This is a genomic window from Arthrobacter sp. YC-RL1 (assembly GCF_001454985.1).
GTDB lineage: Bacteria > Actinomycetota > Actinomycetes > Actinomycetales > Micrococcaceae > Glutamicibacter > Glutamicibacter soli.
The window spans coordinates 2,910,599-2,925,830 of record NZ_CP013297.1 but is presented as its reverse complement, the minus strand read 5'-3'; the positions used below and the strand labels follow the sequence as shown (position 1 = coordinate 2,925,830).

The window sequence follows — 15,232 nt, the reverse complement described above, 5'->3', positions numbered from 1 at the left end:
CCAATTAACAAGCAAAGGTAGGTGGGGACTCCATTGTCCCCGCCTATCTTGTGCTGTGGTCCCCGATGTTCCTAGAGAACGACCGTGCCCTTGGCGGTATTGAAAGTTACCGACAGGATGCCCGGCGTCCCGTTGGGAGCTTGGTACTTGGTGGTCACCGGTCCGAGATTCACGTTCTCCGGCTGCCCCAGCCATTCAAGCACGCGCTCGCGGGATCCTGCAATGTTGATCTCGCTGATTTCACCGGTAGGCTCCAGCGCGCGCGACGGATGCAGGTCCTCGGTGCCGTCGTCCCAGCGCAGCAGATAGGGCACCTGCGGATCCGCGATCAGGCCCTTGATGCCGATCTGCTGCCAGGTCAGTTCGCGGCCGTCGGGGAACTTGCGGTTCCCGGGAACTGCCTTGCGTTCCAGGCGTTCTTCCGCTCCGCTCAGGTCGTCCAATGACACGCACCAACCCATCCAGCCGCCGCCCAGCTCGGAGCGCGCGCGCACGGCCTGTCCGAAAGGTGCCTTGAGGCTGGCAGGATGGTTCAGTACCTCGACGACCTCAAGGTACTGGTTGTGCTTCAGCGGGAAAATTACATTGCGAGTTCCAAACCGTGGATGCACGCCTCCCTTGACGAATTCCAGGCCCAGGGACTCTGCAATTCTTTCAGCGGTTGGCATCAGCCCATCCGGGCCGCATGCGTACGTAACGTGATCTAGCCTCATCATGTGCCAATCATGACAACAATGTGATCCCAGTCTCTACTTAGGTGATCCTAAGATCTGGACTCTTGTCGAATTCTGTGCAATAAGACGTCGCTCGGACGTGAATATGACCGATTGAGACTCTGGATCCGGCCTCGGGTTGCCAAGATATTCGATTTTCGGGCACACTGGTGGCAGGTCATGAGTCCCAGTAACAAGCCCCGGCTTACTGGGCGGCAACCCTCCAACCGCGGTGGGGTGCCCCGGGTGAAGACCTGGCCCTTGAGCCGCTCGGCGTCAAGGACAAGCGCGGGTTACCCCTCTGGCAGCACCTCGTTGAGGTTCTTCCCGGTGGTGTGTGTTCAGTGGTGTACCCCCATAGTTACAGAACTTTTGGAGGCTGCCATGAGCAACAATTGGTCGTTTGAAACCCGTCAGATCCACGCAGGACAGAGCCCTGACCCGGTTACCGGTGCTCGCTCCCTGCCGATCTTCCAGACCACGTCCTTCGTCTTCCCGAGCGCCGAAAGCGCCGCAGCGCGCTTCGCCCTGCAGGAGCTGGAGCCGATCTACACCCGCATCGGCAACCCGACCACCGAGGCCGTGGAAACGCGCATCGCCGACCTCGAAGGCGGCGTGGGCGCACTGCTGCTGTCCTCTGGCCAGGCGGCAACCACCTTCGCGATCCTGAACATCGCCGAGGCCGGCGACCACCTGGTGGCCAGCCCGAGCCTCTACGGCGGAACCCAGAACCTGCTCAAGCACACGCTGAAGAAGCTGGGCGTCGAGGTCACTTTCGTTTCCGACCCGGACAACCTGCAGGAATGGCGCGACGCCGTCCAGCCGAACACCAAGGCGTTCTTCGGCGAGACCATCTCCAATCCGCGCCAGGATGTGCTGGACATCGAGGGCATTTCCGCGATCGCCCACGAGGTCGGCGTGCCGCTGCTGGTTGACAGCACCCTGGCCACCCCGTACCTGATCCGTCCCATCGAATGGGGTGCGGACATCGTGATCCATTCGGCCACCAAGTTCCTCGGCGGCCACGGCACCGCGATCGCCGGCGTGATCGTGGATTCGGGCAACTTCGACTTCTCCAAGGATCCCGAGCGCTTCCCGAGCTTCAACACCCCGGACGAGTCCTACAACGGCCTGGTCTACGCCCGCGACTTGGGCGTCAACGGCATCCTCGGCGCCAACCTGGCCTACATCCTCAAGGCCCGCGTACAGCTGCTGCGCGACCTGGGTTCGGCCCCGGCGCCGTTCAACGCGTTCTTGATCGCCCAGGGTCTGGAGACCCTGTCCCTGCGCATCGAACGCCATGTGGAGAACGCCTCCGCTGTCGCGAACTGGCTCGAAGCCCGCGCGGATGTGGAAGCTGTGGCCTACGCCGGCTTGGAATCCTCGCCGTGGTTCGAGCGCGGACGCAAGTACAGCCCGAAGGGCGCCGGCTCGGTGCTGGCCTTCGACCTGCCCGGTGGAGTCGAAGCCGGCAAGGCTTTTGTGGACGCATTGCAGCTGCACTCCCATGTGGCGAACCTGGGTGACGTCCGCTCGCTGGTCATCCACCCGGCCTCCACCACCCACGCCCAGCTCTCCGACGCGGAGCGCCTGGCCGCCGGGGTGCGCCCGGGACTGGTGCGCCTGAGCGTCGGGCTGGAGAACATCAACGACATCCTGGCCGACCTCGAGCTTGGGTTCCAGGCGGTCGCAGCCCTTGAGGGCAAGGAACTGCAGGAAACCCGCTAGGCATGGCATCCATTGTGACTACCGAAGACACCATCGGCACCGAAGAGCTCGCCGAAGGGACCCACGGCATTTTGCGCCGTGCGTCCGTGGGCGAGTACTCCTTCGAGTTCGGCGGCTACCTGCCGCAGGTGGCCCTGGCCTACGAAACCTGGGGGGAGCTGAATGCCGAGCGCAGCAACGCAGTGCTGGTGATGCACGCCCTGACCGGAGACGCCCACGTCTCCCGGGGCGATTCGCAGACCGACGGCTGGTGGGAGGACTTCGTCGGCCCCGGCCTGACAGTGGACACCGACCGCTTCTTCGTGGTCTCGGTGAACATGGTCGGCGGTTGCAATGGATCCACCGGCCCCGCATCGCTGGATGAGCAAGGTGTGCCGTGGGGTTCGCGTTTCCCGTTCGTCACCATCAAGGATTCGGTACGGCTGGAGCAAAGGCTGGCTACGCAGCTGGGAATTGAGCGCTGGCATACCGTGCTCGGCGGGTCCATGGGCGGAGCCCGGGCCCTGGAATACGCGGTTGAATTCCCTGAGCAGGTCGCGAACCTGGTGGTCATGGCTTCCACCGGCCAAGCCAGCGCAGAACAGATAGCGTTCGCGCAGGTGCAGACCCAATCCATCCGGCTTGATCCGCATTTCGCCGGGGGAGACTACTACCTGAACCAGGCGCGCCCGGACGAGGGGCTGGGACTGGCCCGCCGGCTGGCCCACCTGACCTACCGTTCCGAGGCGGAGCTGGAGCACCGCTTCGGCCGCAAGGCGCAGGAGGGCGAGGTGCCGGCAGGCCCCTTCGAAGGCAAGCGCGGCCGCTACCAGGTGGAAAGCTACCTGGACCACCAGGCCAGCAAGCTGGTCAACCGCTTCGACGCGAACAGCTACCTGGTGCTGACCGAGGCCTTGATGAGCCACGACGTGGCGCGCGGGCACGGCTCCTATGAGCAGGCGCTGGCTCGGCTGGAGCAGGTCAATGTGCTGGTGGCCGCCGTGAAATCGGACCGCCTGTACTACCCGGAGCAGTCGGTGAAGCTGGCCGCCTCGTTGGCCACACCCAAGCCCGTGCACTACATCGATTCGCCGATCGGCCATGACGGCTTCCTGACGGACGCCGCCCAGCTGGATGGGGTGCTGCGTACCCTGGTCTTCGACGAAGACTGATCCACGCACAAAGCGAAGGCCGCGCCACCAGTTATCGGTGGCGCGGCCTCCGCCGTGTCCGGGGGCTATCGGGCGCTGTCGCCGGCGCCCAGCGAGTCGTTCGGGGCGCTGTCCGCAAAGGGCATCGGGGTGGGGCGCTTGGCGGTGATGCCATCTCCCGAGGACTGGTGGCGCAGCCGGCGCAGTACCCATGGGGCGAGGTGCTCACGGGCCCAGTGCAGGTCCTCGATCCGCGCTTCCTTCCAGCTGCGGGTGTCCTCGACTGCGTCGATACGGGTGTCAAGCGTGTGCGGGACGTTCAAGGCATCCAGTGCCATCGCCGCAATGCGCTGGTGGCCCAGCGGCGAGAAGTGCAGGCGGTCCGCAGACCACATCACCGGCTGGTGCAGTTCGCGCAGCGCCCACATGTCTGCCACGATCGCGTCGTAGCGTGCGGCGACGGTGCGGACATTCTCGTTGTAGATGGCCACGCGGCCGCGGATGCTTCCGAGCACCGGGGTGTCCCGGATATCCGGCCCGGTGAACAGCAGGATGGTGGCCCCCGTGGAATTCAGCCGGGAAATCGTGGAATCGAGCTGGTCGGCGATCTTGTCCGGATCCCCTCCCGGGCGCAGCACGTCGTTGCCTCCGGCGCAGATGGAAATCAAGTCGGGCTTCAGATCAATGGTCGGCTGGACCTGCTCCTCGATGATCTGGGCAATCAGCCGGCCGCGGATCGCGAGGTTGGCGTAGGCGAAGTCAGGCACGCCCCGACTGAGCTCCTGGGCCAGACGGTCGGCCCAGCCTCGGAAGGACTGCGGGGCCAGGGGATCGGGGTCTCCCACGCCCTCGGTGAAAGAATCGCCGACCGCTACATAGCGCCGCCAAGGGTGCACCGTGGAATTCTCGGAATCAGGAGTTTCGAAACTTGGGGAAATAGCCACAAGCTACATTGTTACTCGTTAGTAACGTTGTGTCAACGATTCGAGAAAACTATCCGAGCAGGACCTTGCTGCGGGCCTCGGCGTATTCCTCGGCGCTGATCAACTGCTTGGAACGCAGATCCTCCAGCTCGCGCAGCCGGTCCTCCTTTGACTGGGCCGGGGCGAGCAGCGCGGACTTCGAGGCCTTGGCCGCGATGTCGGTCTGCACGGTGAAGATGTCAACCCCGGCGTTCTTCGCCGCCCGGTAGTTGCGCACCCAGACAACGATGATGAATACGACTACCAGCGTGAAAACGACAAGGAAGAGTATGGACAAGATGCTGACGCCGGCAAAGGCCGCGTCCATGGTGCCGGTCGGGTCGGAATCGAATAGTGTTTCCGGATCGTTGAGCTCTTCGATCAGTTCCGGCGGGGCGTCATCAAAATTCATCGCGGAGGCTGCTTTCGGTGGGTGGAGAAAACATCGTTCATCTATTTCCACAAGTCAACCACGATGGTTAAGCCAACGCCCCGAGTAAATCCAAACGTTACAGAATTGCAACGGGGCGATTGGTACTTTTGGCGTCGTCCGATGCGCTGGCGAGGGGCGGGGGTCGCTAGGCTTAGAACACTATGACTAATCCTGAAGCATCCACGGTTGCGCTGATTTCCCGCAATGATGAATCCCGACTGGGCACGCCGCTGCTGGTGTTCCTGCACGGCTACGGCTCGAATGAAGAAGACCTGATGGGCCTGTCGCGCTATTTGCCGCAGGAATTCACCTATCTTTCGGTGCGGGCTCCGCTGCAGGCCGGACCGGGGTTCAGCTGGTTCCCGCTGTCGCAGGAGATCGACTACTCTGTCGACGCAGTGGCGCAAAGCGTGAAAGGCCTCTGGGCCTTCCTGGAACCGATTGCGGCGCAGCACTCGTCCCTCACGCTGCTCGGCTTCTCGCAGGGCATGGCCATGGCCACGTCGCTGGCCCGTTACCAGCGCGAGGCGGTGTCCGCAGTGGTCGGCCTGTCCGGTTTCGCAGTAGAAGCCCCGGAACTGGAGATCTTCGACGACGCGAAGCTCAAAGCCAACCCGTTGCCGCTGTTCTGGGGTCGGGACCTCGCTGACCCGGTCATCACCCGTGACAAGATCGAATTCACCCTTGGCTGGGTTCCATCCCACACCGAGCTGACCAGCGAGACCTACCCGCAGATTGCCCACTCGGTGAGCATGGAAGAAATCCAGGATGTCGATGCCTTCCTCAAACGCGAAGTCTTGAAGCTGGAATCCTAGGCCGGACCTGCGGAGCCGGAGTACTTGGCTCAGGCCCTGTGGCCCGCGATGAAGGGCTCTCAGCCTGGACTATGATATGGAAGTCGATGTTCGGTTTGTTGACATGATGATCAAGCGAAATTCCATTGTCCTTGATATCGGGTGCGGCATCGGCAATGCCGTCAACGGGTTGCGAACTCTTGGGCATGATGCTTACAGAGTTGATCCAACCACTGAAGTCCCCGACGTTGCAGCAGACCTCTATGGCCATGCGTATTTTCGCAACATAGCGGCCATCGACACCACATCCGGAAACCTCGCTCTGAAAGGTCTTCCCGATCCTATGATGCAATCCTCATGTCGGGGAACATTCCTTCATTCTTGAAGGTTGATGAACCAAAGGCAAGTTTTCGCCAGGTCGCAGAATTGCTGAATCATGGCGGCATTTTCGTCCTTGGTACGACTACAGATTTCCAAGGCGGACCGAAAGCTCATGACAAGGCTGTGGCCGGAACGGGCGGAACCTGATGCACCGATTCTCCGATTGGCACCTAACCCCATTTCGCCTCACATCGCCATGGTCAGTGAGCGTCTTTTCTGCAAATGAGCCGGTGTCGTTCGGCGACGGACCGGACGAAATTTTTGTTTTACGCGGATAGACGGACATGAACCCCATCGTCACCTGTAAAAACCCGGTCTACGGGCAGCCCGGCATCGACTGTACAACCAGTGCATCGGCTTAGACGCGAGGCATGGACGGAGTTATGCAGGTGCGTCGGCACTTCGAGCTTACGACGGAAGAAATTGGTGCACTTGAGAGACTTTTCGACAGTGAGTACCTAAACGAGTTCGGCGCATGGGACTCCGAACAACCCTACGGCTATTCTCCTGCCGATACTCATGTGTTGGCGTTCCATGGACGAGAGTTGGTTGCACACGTTGGTTTCCAGCGTCGACTGATTTTAGTCGGGACACGGGACATCCTGGTTGCAGGAACAGGCGGCGTCCTAGTAGACAAACGTTTTCGCGGGACCGGCATCGGTAGACAAACAATGCGCTGCGCTCAAACTGTGATGCGCGACGATGCTGGCATCGAATTTGGTTTTCTTGGATGCAGAGAAGAAGTTGTACCGTTTTACGAGTCTGCAGGATGGGTTCGGATTTACGCCACGGAGCGTAGTTTGTCTCGTCTCGACCAGAGCTCAAAAATTGTGTCAGCGGGAGCCCCGAATCTCGTCTGTTCCGTCAAGCGCCATGCGAGTGAATGGCCGGAAGGCGATATCGATCTTCGGGGGACGCCTTGGTGAACGGTCGGTCATCGGCAGCGTTGGCTTCATGGCACACCCAGACGACCGTCTACGGTTCTAAGCGATAGATAGTCGCTTCAGATTGCCAACAGGCACTTTGCAGCCAGAAGCTTTGACACAATATGCGCCGTCCGGTCCATCCTGGTAGCAGAACGGCATCCTTCTTGTTCGGTTGCCCGCGTCCAGTCTCCATCAGCGACAAGCCGGTGCTTGAAGATCGAGACTTGCCCTGTGGATACCGACATCTCTTCCCAATCAGTCGGCAAGCGCCTTCGCCCCCAGAAGCCGAACTTCCTTGAACTAGGCGCGGCTGGAAACCTTCACGCATTCTCCGTTGACGCACACCACGTCGTCCTGGCGGATCTGGGCGCCGCGGCGGGTTTCCACCTGGCCGTTCACGGTCACTTCGCCCTCGGAAATCAGTTCCTTGGCGTGGATGCCGTCTTCGGCAAGATTGGCCAGCTTCAGCAGCTGTCCCAGCCGGATGGACTCGTCGCGGATTTCAAGTTCAAAAGCTTCGGAAGCACTCATGTGCTCCATTCTTCCCTATGCACGGGGTGTCCATGCGCTGCTGTGGCAAAAGAGCGGGGAAGTTCACCTGCCGATAACTTGGACCGACTTAGTTTCACAGGCCTTGAAACGATAGTCTTGGAGGGTATGTATTTTTCTACGGACCGCAACCAGCGGCCTCGTAATTTCCTATGGAGTTGATATGGCGCCACAGTCCAAGCTTGATCAGGTCATTTCCCTCGCAAAGCGTCGCGGGTTCGTCTTCCAGGCCGGTGAAATTTACGGCGGTTCCCGCTCCGCATGGGACTACGGGCCCCTGGGCACCGAACTGAAGGAAAACATCAAGCGCGAATGGTGGCAGAACTTCGTGCGCGGCCGCGAGGACATGGTGGGTCTTGACTCGTCTATCGTCCTGCCCAAGGCCGTCTGGGAGGCCTCCGGCCACGTCGCAACCTTTACCGACCCGCTGGTCGAGTGCACCCAGTGCCACAAGCGCCACCGCCAGGACCACCTGATCGAGGCCTTCGAGGCCAAGAAGGGCCGCGCCCCGCAGGACGGCATGAGCGAAATCGCCTGCCCCGACTGCGGCACCAAGGGCCAGTTCACCGAACCGCAGCAGTTCTCCGGCCTGATGAAGACCTTCCTCGGCCCGGTGGACTCCGAAGCCGGCCTGGCCTACATGCGCCCGGAGACCGCCCAGGGCATCTTCGTGAACTTCGCCAACGTGCTCACCGCCAGCCGCAAGAAGCCGCCGTTCGGCATCGGCCAGATCGGCAAGGCCTTCCGCAACGAGATCACCCCGGGCAACTTCATCTTCCGCACCCGTGAGTTCGAGCAGATGGAGATCGAATTCTTCACTGCTCCGGAAGACGCACCGAAGTTCTTCGATGCGTGGGTTAAGGACTGCTGGGACTGGTTCCTGGACCTGGGCATCAAGGAAGAGAACCTGCGCCAGTTCGACGTTCCCGAGGATGAGCGCGCCCACTACTCGGCCGGCACCATCGACTTCGAGTACCGCTTCGGCTTCCAGGGTTCGGAATGGGGCGAGCTCATGGGCGTCGCCAACCGCACCGACTACGACCTGTCCAGCCATGCCAAGGCCTCGGGCGCAGAGCTGAGCTACTTCAACCAGGCCACCGGCGAACGCTACACCCCGTACGTGATCGAGCCGTCCTTCGGCCTGACCCGTTCGATGATGGCATTCCTGGTCGACGCCTACACCGAGGACGAAGCCCCGAACACCAAGGGCGGCGTGGACAAGCGCACCGTGCTCAAGCTCGACCCGCGCCTGGCTCCGGTCAAGGCCGCGGTGCTGCCGCTCTCGCGCAACGAGAACCTCTCGCCGAAGGCCAAGGACCTGGCCGCCGAGCTGCGCAAGCGCTGGAACATCGACTTCGACGATGCCGGCGCCATCGGCCGCCGCTACCGCCGCCAGGACGAAATCGGCACCCCGTTCTGCATCACCGTGGACTTCGACACCCTCGAGGACCAGGCAGTGACCATCCGCGAGCGCGACACCATGGCCCAGGAGCGCGTCTCCCTGGACCAGGTGGCGACCTACCTCGCCGAGCGTCTGAACGGAGCCTAGGCGCCCGATGAATGAACTGGAATTCCGCCCCTGGCGTTCCGGGGACGACCTTGAGCTGCTGCAGATCTTCGGCGACCCGCGGTCCCCGCAGGCCCACCAGGATCGCACCATGCTGCGCGAGAACAGCGATGCGCCGTTCTCCCGCACGCTGGTGGCCACCGTCGACACGGTGGCCGTCGGCGCGGGCGTCGTCTTCGCCTCGTCGCTGCACCCGCAGCGGCTGTGGCTGTACGTCGAGGTCGCCCCGGACATGCGCCGCAACGGCGTGGGCACCGAACTGGTGGCGCGGCTGCGCGAGCAGATCCCGGCGGGGACCGCGAGCGAGCTCAAGGCCCGCTACACCGTGACCGCCGGCGACAGCGCGCAGGCCGCCGCGGCGTTCTGCGCCGCGCTGGGCCTGGGCGAAATCCAGGTCTCGCGAGACGTCATCATCGAACCCGGAGCCCTGGCGGAACCGGTGTTCGACACCAATGACCGCGTCATCGAGGAGCTGTCCACCGGCAGCGTGGAACTGACCCGCCTGGTCATGGACTTCTACAATGCGGTGCACGCGGACTGGGACCCGGCGGCCATGACCGTGGGCTCGGCCCAGCGTATGCTGCTGGACGAGAACACCGGGGCGCAGGCCGCGCTGGTGCTGCGCGATAAGCCGAAGTCCGAGGGCGGGGTGCCGCTGGCCTTCGCCGTCAGCTACATCCCTGCCCGCGAGAACGCCCCCTCCGACGTGCTGGTGGGACACAACCCGGCCTTCAGCGACGACGAGGTGGCCGAGGCGGTGCGCGACATGGTCGCCATGCTGGTCTACCAGTACCCGGTGAAGCTCGAAGTCGACTCGTCGATGTTCGTGCTCTCCTCGCTGGTCGATGCGCTGGCCAGCGTGGAGCAGGCCACCGTCATCTCCACAACCCACATCATGGCCAGCGACGCAGCTCGCTAGCCATGGCACACCGCAACGGGACCTGCATTGCAGGTCCCGTTGCAGTTTGTGAACCGGACATCTACCGCACGAAAGCCAGCTCTTGACCTCCCGCACCACCACGCCGGGCTCCCGCACCGGCGGCACCCTGCTTTTCATCCTGCTCAGCGTCGGTTCCGGGCTGCTGCTGTCCATCCAGTCGCGCATCAACGGCGCGCTGGCCACGGCGCTGGGCGACCCGATCGCCGCGGCCACGTTCAGCTTCGGGGTGGGCATGCTGGCCCTGGTGCTCACCGCGCTGGTGACGCCCACGGCCCGTCGGGGCGTGCGGCGGATCCCTGCGGTGCTGCGCGCGCGCCGGTTCCCCTGGTGGTACCTGGCCGCCGGAGCGGTCGGAGCGATGATCGTGTTCAGCCAGTCCGCCACGGTCCCGCTGATCGGGGTGGCCCTGTTCACCGTCTGCCTGGTCACCGGGCAGTCCATCGGCTCCATGGTGATGGACCGCGTGGGATTCGGCGGGGCGGTGCCGCGCAAGATCAACGCGCTGCGCGTGACCGGCGTGGTGCTGACCATTGCGGGTGTGGTGTGGGCGGTGAACCCCGGCGCGGCCGGAACCGAGCTGGCCAGCCAGCTGCTGCCCATGGGCTTCGCCCTGCTGGTGGGCATGCTGATGGGCTTCCAGGGCGCGGCCAACGGGGCGCAGTCAGCGGCCTACGGCAGTGCGATCGCCGCCACCATGGTGAATTTCGTGGTGGGCTTCGCGGTGCTGGCCACCGTGCTGCTCGCGCGCTTGGCCGGCGGGGTGGAACTCGCGCCGCTGCCCACCGAGCCCTGGTACTACATCGGCGGGCTGCTGGGCTGCATCTTCGTGGGCCTGACCGCCACCGTGATCAAGCGGCTGGGGGTGCTGGTCACCAGCCTGGCCGCGGTGGGCGGGCAGCTGGTCGGTTCGCTGGTGCTGGACATCGTGGTGCCGGCCGCCGGCAGCCACGTGAGCACCGCGACGGTGCTGGGCACCTTGCTGACCCTGCTGGCGGTGGCGCTGGCTTCGGTATCGGGGGCTCGCGGGACCACCGCAGCGGTGGAAACCCGGCAGAAAATCCACCGCTAGTTCTGGACGAAACGCCGTTTACCTGGTGTTTTCCTTGCCCGAGTAGGCTGATTCCATGAACAGCGAGCAGCACACCCCAAGGGGATCGGCGTGGGAAGTGTTCCGGGTCTTCCTGAAGCTAGGATTAACCTCTTTCGGCGGGCCGATAGCGCACCTGGGCTACTTCCGGACCGAGCTGAGCGAACGCCGCCGCTGGGTCACCGACACGCAGTATGCGCAGCTGGTGGCCCTGTGCCAGTTCCTTCCCGGGCCTGCCTCAAGCCAGGTGGGTTTCGCCCTGGGCCTGCATCGCGCCGGGATGCGCGGGGCGCTGGCCGCCTTTGCCGCCTTCACGCTGCCCTCCGCGGTGCTGCTGGCCCTGTTCGCCTACGGTGCCTCGCTCTTCTCCGGGACGATAGGCCAGGGGGTGCTCTCCGGGCTGAAGATCGTGGCGGTGGCCATCATCGCCCAGGCGGTGCTGGGCATGGCCAAGACGCTGACCCCGGATGCCACCCGCGCCACGATTGCGGTGGTCGCCGCGCTGGCCGCCCTGCTGCTGGGCGGCAGCCTGGGACAGGTGCTGGCGATCGTGCTGGGTCTGGCGGCCGGCTACTTCTTTTGCCGCACGCCTGAGCTTGCACAGGCAGGGAGCTCGGAGGCGCCGCTGCGTTTCACTGTCAGCCGCCGTGCCGGCGCTGTCAGCCTGGGCACTTTGGCCCTGCTGCTGGTGGGTGCCCCGATTGCGGCGGCGGCCACGGGGTGGGGAGCGCTGTCGCTGTTCGACGCGTTCTACCGTTCGGGCGCGCTGGTCTTCGGCGGCGGGCATGTGGTGCTGCCGCTGCTGCAGGGCGCGGTGGTGGACACCGGCTGGGTCTCGAACCAGGATTTCCTGGCCGGATACGGAGCGGCGCAGGCAGTGTCAGGGCCGCTGTTCACCTTCGCCGCCTATCTGGGAACCATCTCCACGGTGGGTCCTGGCGGCGTGCTCGGTGCAGCGATCGCCTTGGCGGCCATCTTCCTTCCCGGCTTCCTGCTGCTAGTGGGGGTGCTGCCGTTCTGGAACAAAGTGTCAGCGCATCCGCGGGCGCAGGCCCTCATGCGCGGAGCCAACGCGGCGGTGGTGGGTATCCTGGCCGCCGCGCTATACAGCCCGGTGTTCACCAGCGCGGTCACGGGAGCAGGACAGTTCGCCCTGGGCCTGCTGTGTTTCGTGCTGCTGGTGTCGTGGAAGCTTCCGCCGTGGAGCGTGGTGGTTATCGGCGCCCTGGGAGGAGTTCTGCTGGCGCTGGCCGGAGCCTGAGGACCTTGGTGCCGGCCGCCTGGTCATGTGGTCCGCGGCCCTCACGCTGTACCTCGGGCATCAGCAGATAAATCGCCGGCAGCACGTTGGCGACAACCGCCGCCGTGTAGAGCCAGACCGGAAACATGCTGCTGGCGGTGGAAGCGATGGCCGCGAAATTCCAGACGGAGAAAGGCGCGATCTTCTACGGCAGCAGCTTGCCCGCGATGCGCAGCAGGATCTGCGGTAAGGAAGCCCGTTCACCGGTGCGCTCGTCGACGACCTGCAGCTGCAGCCGGCGTTGGCCCAGTGTCGCCCGGGCGGCGGAGGACTCGGTGGGAAACAGGGAGCTGCCCACGGGCAGCGCCAGGACCGCGAAACCCAGCAGCTGTGCGCCGGTCGGGCTCAGCTCAAGCCAGTTATAGATCTTGCCGGTGCTTAACCAGAGCAGAGCGACGGTGGCCGCGAGCGCCAGCATCCACCCGAGGATCATCAGGTAATCCACGAGCGAAGCCAGAACCCGACCCCAAAAAGCGGGTCTGGTCGACTCCTGCGCGCCCGCCACGGCTGTACGCTAACACGGCTCCGGAGGGCCTGCCATGGCTTGCGGCGTTATCAGCCCAGCCCGCTGATCTTGTAGTCGCGGGTGATTGCGCTGGTCATCCGTCCCCACAAGCTCGAAGCCCCGCGTTCTTGGTGGGTCCTGAACGCCTCTGGATCGGTGAAACGTTCCTCGACCAACCAGATCAGCGGATCCTGCGTCGGTGCGACCTCGAAAAGGATGCAGCCCGGCTCCTTGCGGGTGAGCTCGATATGCCCGGGGAGATAAGCCGTCATCAGTTCGGCTTCCGTCGTGTTTTTGCACAGCAGCCGGCCGCTCAAGCGCACGTGGTCCATTCGTCAATTCTCCGTTTCGGTTGAGTCCCGGTCGGATTCCTTCGCCCGTTGATGCCTAAGGGTTCAATACCGATCGACCCCTGCAGGCCTCGAGCCCGAAGGCAAGAGGCGAAGGCGCCCTGGCCTGTCGTTGTCCGCCGTGGGATCACGCGTCGTCTCCAGCCAGGAGCGCGCCTTCCTTGCCGCACCCCTCGCGGCGGTGCCCGGGATCAGTCCGCCAGTTCCGTGAAACTCACCTGTCCGTCGGAGCCGGCCACGGCCAGCAGCGAGCCGGGCCGGGCGGCCAGGGTTTCGGTGATCCGGTTGGCCAGCTGCTGGGTGATTTCCTCGGGCAGGCGCGGGCCGCTGGAAGCGATCCAGCGCACCGCCAGTCCTTCGGTGAGCTGCAGCGTGGCGAGCAGATGGTCGCTGCCATGCGGCGCCACCACGATGACCGTCCGTGCTGCTGCCGGGGCCGGCTCGGCCGGAACCGGGGAGCCTGCGGACGGGGCCGCCGGGGCTTGCGGCCGCTGGGCGGCCAGCCGTTCCCGGTCCGACTTCCACAGGGCGAAATGGTAGGCCGACACCCCCGCGGTGGCGAGCAGCCATCCCAGCGGGGCGCGGATGTAGTCCAACAGGTTCAGCGCAGCAGACGTGCCGGCCACCAGGATCTCGAAGACGCGGTAACCGACAATCAACAGCGCAACCAGGGCGACCACGGCGCTGACGCCGAAGAAGAGCACCAGGTACACGCGCCGGGACTCAGGATCTGCCGGGACCCCCGGACGGAAGTACAATGCCCAGAACACCACACCGACCACTGCCAGCGCGATGCCGGTGCGCAGCACCGACGGAGCGGTGTCGGAATTCAGCGGCGAGGAGACCGAAGCGAGCAGCGCGTTCACGACCATGCCCAAGCCGCTGGCCAACAGCGCGAGCGAAATGCCGCTGATGATCTGCCGCGACACCGTTACCACCAGCAGGCCGCGGCCGGCGAGCTGCCGGTGGTGGTAGGTCCAGAAAATGGCGCCGGACAGCAGCGCGGAGATCGCCAGCGGCCCCGAGTCCGCGAAACGTAGGCCCATCTCGGTGAAATCCCACGGCAGCGGGATGACGATGTTCAACGTCGCCGCGGCCGCCAGCAGCGTGGCCAGCGCGGCCAGGCAGACGCCGACCAGCATCACCACGAAGGAGCTGAAGATATCGCGCAGGGCCTGGACCCGTTGCAGCTTCCAGTGCCAGAACCACAATAAGGCGGCGCCCAACACCCAGATCACCGAGCCCAGCAGGCGCGGCAGCGGGCTCTGGCCCACCAAGATCACGGACGGAACGAACAGCAGATCCAGCGCGGTGCGCAGTGCCGCGGCCAGGGAGAATGCGGTCAGGCCCAGCGCATAGGCGTTGCCCAGGCAGGCCGCAAGGTGCGGCAGTTCGCGCGGCGCGTACTTCACTGAATTCAGCATCCGGAATTGCCAGAAGGCCACCAAGCCCCAGCCCACGACGGTGCCGGTCAACTCCTGCCAGGAATTCGAGGCAATGCCGTCGACCAGCCCGGAAAGCAGCCGTAGCAGCGCGACCGAGGACATCACCAGCGCGATCAGGTAGACGGCCGCCCCCTGCAGGGACCAGATGGCCGCATCGGTGGGGTGCGCGTCGATTAGCTTCTTGCGGATCCACACCCACAGCAGCCAGGCCAATGGCCCGGGGATGACGGTGAAGGCCAAGGCGGTGGCCAGGACCAGCTGCCGGTCGTCGTCGACGACCAGGCCACGCAGGGCCATGCCGACGAGCAACGACAGCCCCGTGCCCAGCAGGATCAGCAGGACCAGCAGCAGGCCGTGCAGGATCAGGCCGCGCAGGGCGTTGACGGTCTGCCCGGTGGCGGATTTAGACGGTGAGCTCATGG

16 protein-coding genes and 1 riboswitch are annotated in these 15,232 nt (G+C 64.4%); of the genes, 9 read left to right on the top strand and 7 right to left on the bottom strand.

Translation table 11 applies throughout. The features are described 5' to 3' along the window. Positions 1-71: 71 nt before the first annotated feature. A complete protein-coding gene (locus tag ATC04_RS13560) occupies positions 72-716 on the bottom strand; it encodes a VOC family protein (RefSeq protein WP_047118564.1) in 645 nt (214 codons plus the stop codon). Positions 717-889: 173 nt separating this feature from the next. Further along, positions 890-1,008, top strand: a riboswitch (SAM riboswitch). Positions 1,009-1,097: 89 nt separating this feature from the next. Here ATC04_RS13560 and ATC04_RS13555 point away from each other — a divergent pair. Both ATC04_RS13555 and ATC04_RS13550 read left to right on the top strand, forming a co-directional pair. Then, on the top strand, positions 1,098-2,441 hold the full coding sequence (locus ATC04_RS13555; RefSeq protein WP_047118565.1) for a bifunctional o-acetylhomoserine/o-acetylserine sulfhydrylase: 1,344 nt from the start codon (positions 1,098-1,100) through the stop codon (positions 2,439-2,441). Between the two features lie 2 nt (positions 2,442-2,443). After that, on the top strand, positions 2,444-3,592 hold the full coding sequence (locus ATC04_RS13550; protein WP_082123830.1) for a homoserine O-acetyltransferase: 1,149 nt from the start codon (positions 2,444-2,446) through the stop codon (positions 3,590-3,592). Positions 3,593-3,657: 65 nt separating this feature from the next. Here the strand turns inward: ATC04_RS13550 and ATC04_RS13545 are convergent, their stop codons facing one another. Both ATC04_RS13545 and ATC04_RS13540 read right to left on the bottom strand, forming a co-directional pair. Beyond that, positions 3,658-4,515 carry an SGNH/GDSL hydrolase family protein gene (locus ATC04_RS13545; protein WP_120989810.1) on the bottom strand — a complete coding sequence of 286 codons (858 nt, stop codon included), beginning with the start codon at positions 4,513-4,515 and terminating at the stop codon, positions 3,658-3,660. Positions 4,516-4,564: 49 nt separating this feature from the next. Continuing rightward, positions 4,565-4,945 carry a hypothetical protein gene (locus ATC04_RS13540; protein WP_052772287.1) on the bottom strand — a complete coding sequence of 127 codons (381 nt, stop codon included), beginning with the start codon at positions 4,943-4,945 and terminating at the stop codon, positions 4,565-4,567. A gap of 182 nt (positions 4,946-5,127) precedes the next feature. Here ATC04_RS13540 and ATC04_RS13535 point away from each other — a divergent pair, with 182 nt between their 5' ends. From ATC04_RS13535 to ATC04_RS18905, 3 genes are all read left to right on the top strand, one after another. Continuing rightward, the gene (locus ATC04_RS13535; protein ID WP_047118566.1) at positions 5,128-5,781 is read left to right on the top strand and encodes an alpha/beta fold hydrolase; all 654 of its coding nucleotides are present in this window, start codon (positions 5,128-5,130) and stop codon (positions 5,779-5,781) included. A 76-nt stretch (positions 5,782-5,857) separates the two neighbouring features. Then, positions 5,858-6,145, top strand: coding sequence for a hypothetical protein (locus ATC04_RS19405; protein WP_152666802.1), 288 nt, complete (start codon positions 5,858-5,860; stop codon positions 6,143-6,145). Positions 6,146-6,512: 367 nt separating this feature from the next. Further along, positions 6,513-7,067 (top strand): GNAT family N-acetyltransferase, encoded by a 555-nt coding sequence (locus tag ATC04_RS18905; RefSeq protein WP_082123831.1) that lies wholly within the window; start codon positions 6,513-6,515, stop codon positions 7,065-7,067. A 300-nt stretch (positions 7,068-7,367) separates the two neighbouring features. Here the strand turns inward: ATC04_RS18905 and ATC04_RS13530 are convergent, their stop codons facing one another. After that, positions 7,368-7,598, bottom strand: coding sequence for an RNA-binding S4 domain-containing protein (locus ATC04_RS13530; RefSeq protein WP_047118645.1), 231 nt, complete (start codon positions 7,596-7,598; stop codon positions 7,368-7,370). A gap of 181 nt (positions 7,599-7,779) precedes the next feature. Here ATC04_RS13530 and ATC04_RS13525 point away from each other — a divergent pair, with 181 nt between their 5' ends. The 4 genes from ATC04_RS13525 to chrA all read left to right on the top strand — a co-directional run bounded on the left by ATC04_RS13525 (position 7,780) and on the right by chrA (position 12,471). Continuing rightward, positions 7,780-9,165 carry a glycine--tRNA ligase gene (locus ATC04_RS13525; RefSeq protein WP_047118567.1) on the top strand — a complete coding sequence of 462 codons (1,386 nt, stop codon included), beginning with the start codon at positions 7,780-7,782 and terminating at the stop codon, positions 9,163-9,165. Between the two features lie 7 nt (positions 9,166-9,172). Further along, positions 9,173-10,102 carry a GNAT family N-acetyltransferase gene (locus ATC04_RS13520; protein WP_047118568.1) on the top strand — a complete coding sequence of 310 codons (930 nt, stop codon included), beginning with the start codon at positions 9,173-9,175 and terminating at the stop codon, positions 10,100-10,102. A gap of 82 nt (positions 10,103-10,184) precedes the next feature. Then, complete coding sequence (locus ATC04_RS13515) at positions 10,185-11,192, top strand: DMT family transporter (protein WP_052772288.1); 1,008 nt, start codon at positions 10,185-10,187, stop codon at positions 11,190-11,192. A 55-nt stretch (positions 11,193-11,247) separates the two neighbouring features. Further along, positions 11,248-12,471, top strand: a complete 1,224-nt coding sequence (chrA, locus tag ATC04_RS13510) for a chromate efflux transporter (protein ID WP_047118569.1) — start codon at positions 11,248-11,250, stop codon at positions 12,469-12,471. A gap of 184 nt (positions 12,472-12,655) precedes the next feature. Here the strand turns inward: chrA and ATC04_RS13505 are convergent, their stop codons facing one another. From ATC04_RS13505 to ATC04_RS13495, 3 genes are all read right to left on the bottom strand, one after another. Next, the gene (locus ATC04_RS13505) at positions 12,656-13,015 is read right to left on the bottom strand and encodes an RDD family protein (protein ID WP_286158849.1); all 360 of its coding nucleotides are present in this window, start codon (positions 13,013-13,015) and stop codon (positions 12,656-12,658) included. A 50-nt stretch (positions 13,016-13,065) separates the two neighbouring features. Continuing rightward, on the bottom strand, positions 13,066-13,347 hold the full coding sequence (locus ATC04_RS13500; protein WP_047118571.1) for an antibiotic biosynthesis monooxygenase: 282 nt from the start codon (positions 13,345-13,347) through the stop codon (positions 13,066-13,068). A gap of 209 nt (positions 13,348-13,556) precedes the next feature. Then, a complete protein-coding gene (locus ATC04_RS13495) occupies positions 13,557-15,230 on the bottom strand; it encodes a DUF5671 domain-containing protein (RefSeq protein WP_047118572.1) in 1,674 nt (557 codons plus the stop codon). Between the last annotated feature and the right edge of the window lie 2 nt (positions 15,231-15,232).

Excerpts from the sequence above, each read along its gene's own strand:
- ATC04_RS13560 (WP_047118564.1), bottom strand. The coding sequence starts at position 716 with ATGATGAGGCTAGATCACGTTACGTACGCATGCGGCCCGGATGGGCTG.
- ATC04_RS13555 (WP_047118565.1), top strand. The coding sequence starts at position 1,098 with ATGAGCAACAATTGGTCGTTTGAAACCCGTCAGATCCACGCAGGACAG.
- ATC04_RS13550 (WP_082123830.1), top strand. The coding sequence starts at position 2,444 with ATGGCATCCATTGTGACTACCGAAGACACCATCGGCACCGAAGAGCTC.
- ATC04_RS13540 (WP_052772287.1), bottom strand. The coding sequence starts at position 4,945 with ATGAATTTTGATGACGCCCCGCCGGAACTGATCGAAGAGCTCAACGAT.
- ATC04_RS13535 (WP_047118566.1), top strand. The coding sequence starts at position 5,128 with ATGACTAATCCTGAAGCATCCACGGTTGCGCTGATTTCCCGCAATGAT.
- ATC04_RS19405 (WP_152666802.1), top strand. The coding sequence starts at position 5,858 with ATGGAAGTCGATGTTCGGTTTGTTGACATGATGATCAAGCGAAATTCC.
- ATC04_RS18905 (WP_082123831.1), top strand. The coding sequence starts at position 6,513 with ATGGACGGAGTTATGCAGGTGCGTCGGCACTTCGAGCTTACGACGGAA.
- ATC04_RS13530 (WP_047118645.1), bottom strand. The coding sequence starts at position 7,598 with ATGAGTGCTTCCGAAGCTTTTGAACTTGAAATCCGCGACGAGTCCATC.
- ATC04_RS13525 (WP_047118567.1), top strand. The coding sequence starts at position 7,780 with ATGGCGCCACAGTCCAAGCTTGATCAGGTCATTTCCCTCGCAAAGCGT.
- ATC04_RS13520 (WP_047118568.1), top strand. The coding sequence starts at position 9,173 with ATGAATGAACTGGAATTCCGCCCCTGGCGTTCCGGGGACGACCTTGAG.
- chrA (WP_047118569.1), top strand. The coding sequence starts at position 11,248 with ATGAACAGCGAGCAGCACACCCCAAGGGGATCGGCGTGGGAAGTGTTC.
- ATC04_RS13500 (WP_047118571.1), bottom strand. The coding sequence starts at position 13,347 with ATGGACCACGTGCGCTTGAGCGGCCGGCTGCTGTGCAAAAACACGACG.
- ATC04_RS13495 (WP_047118572.1), bottom strand. The coding sequence starts at position 15,230 with ATGAGCTCACCGTCTAAATCCGCCACCGGGCAGACCGTCAACGCCCTG.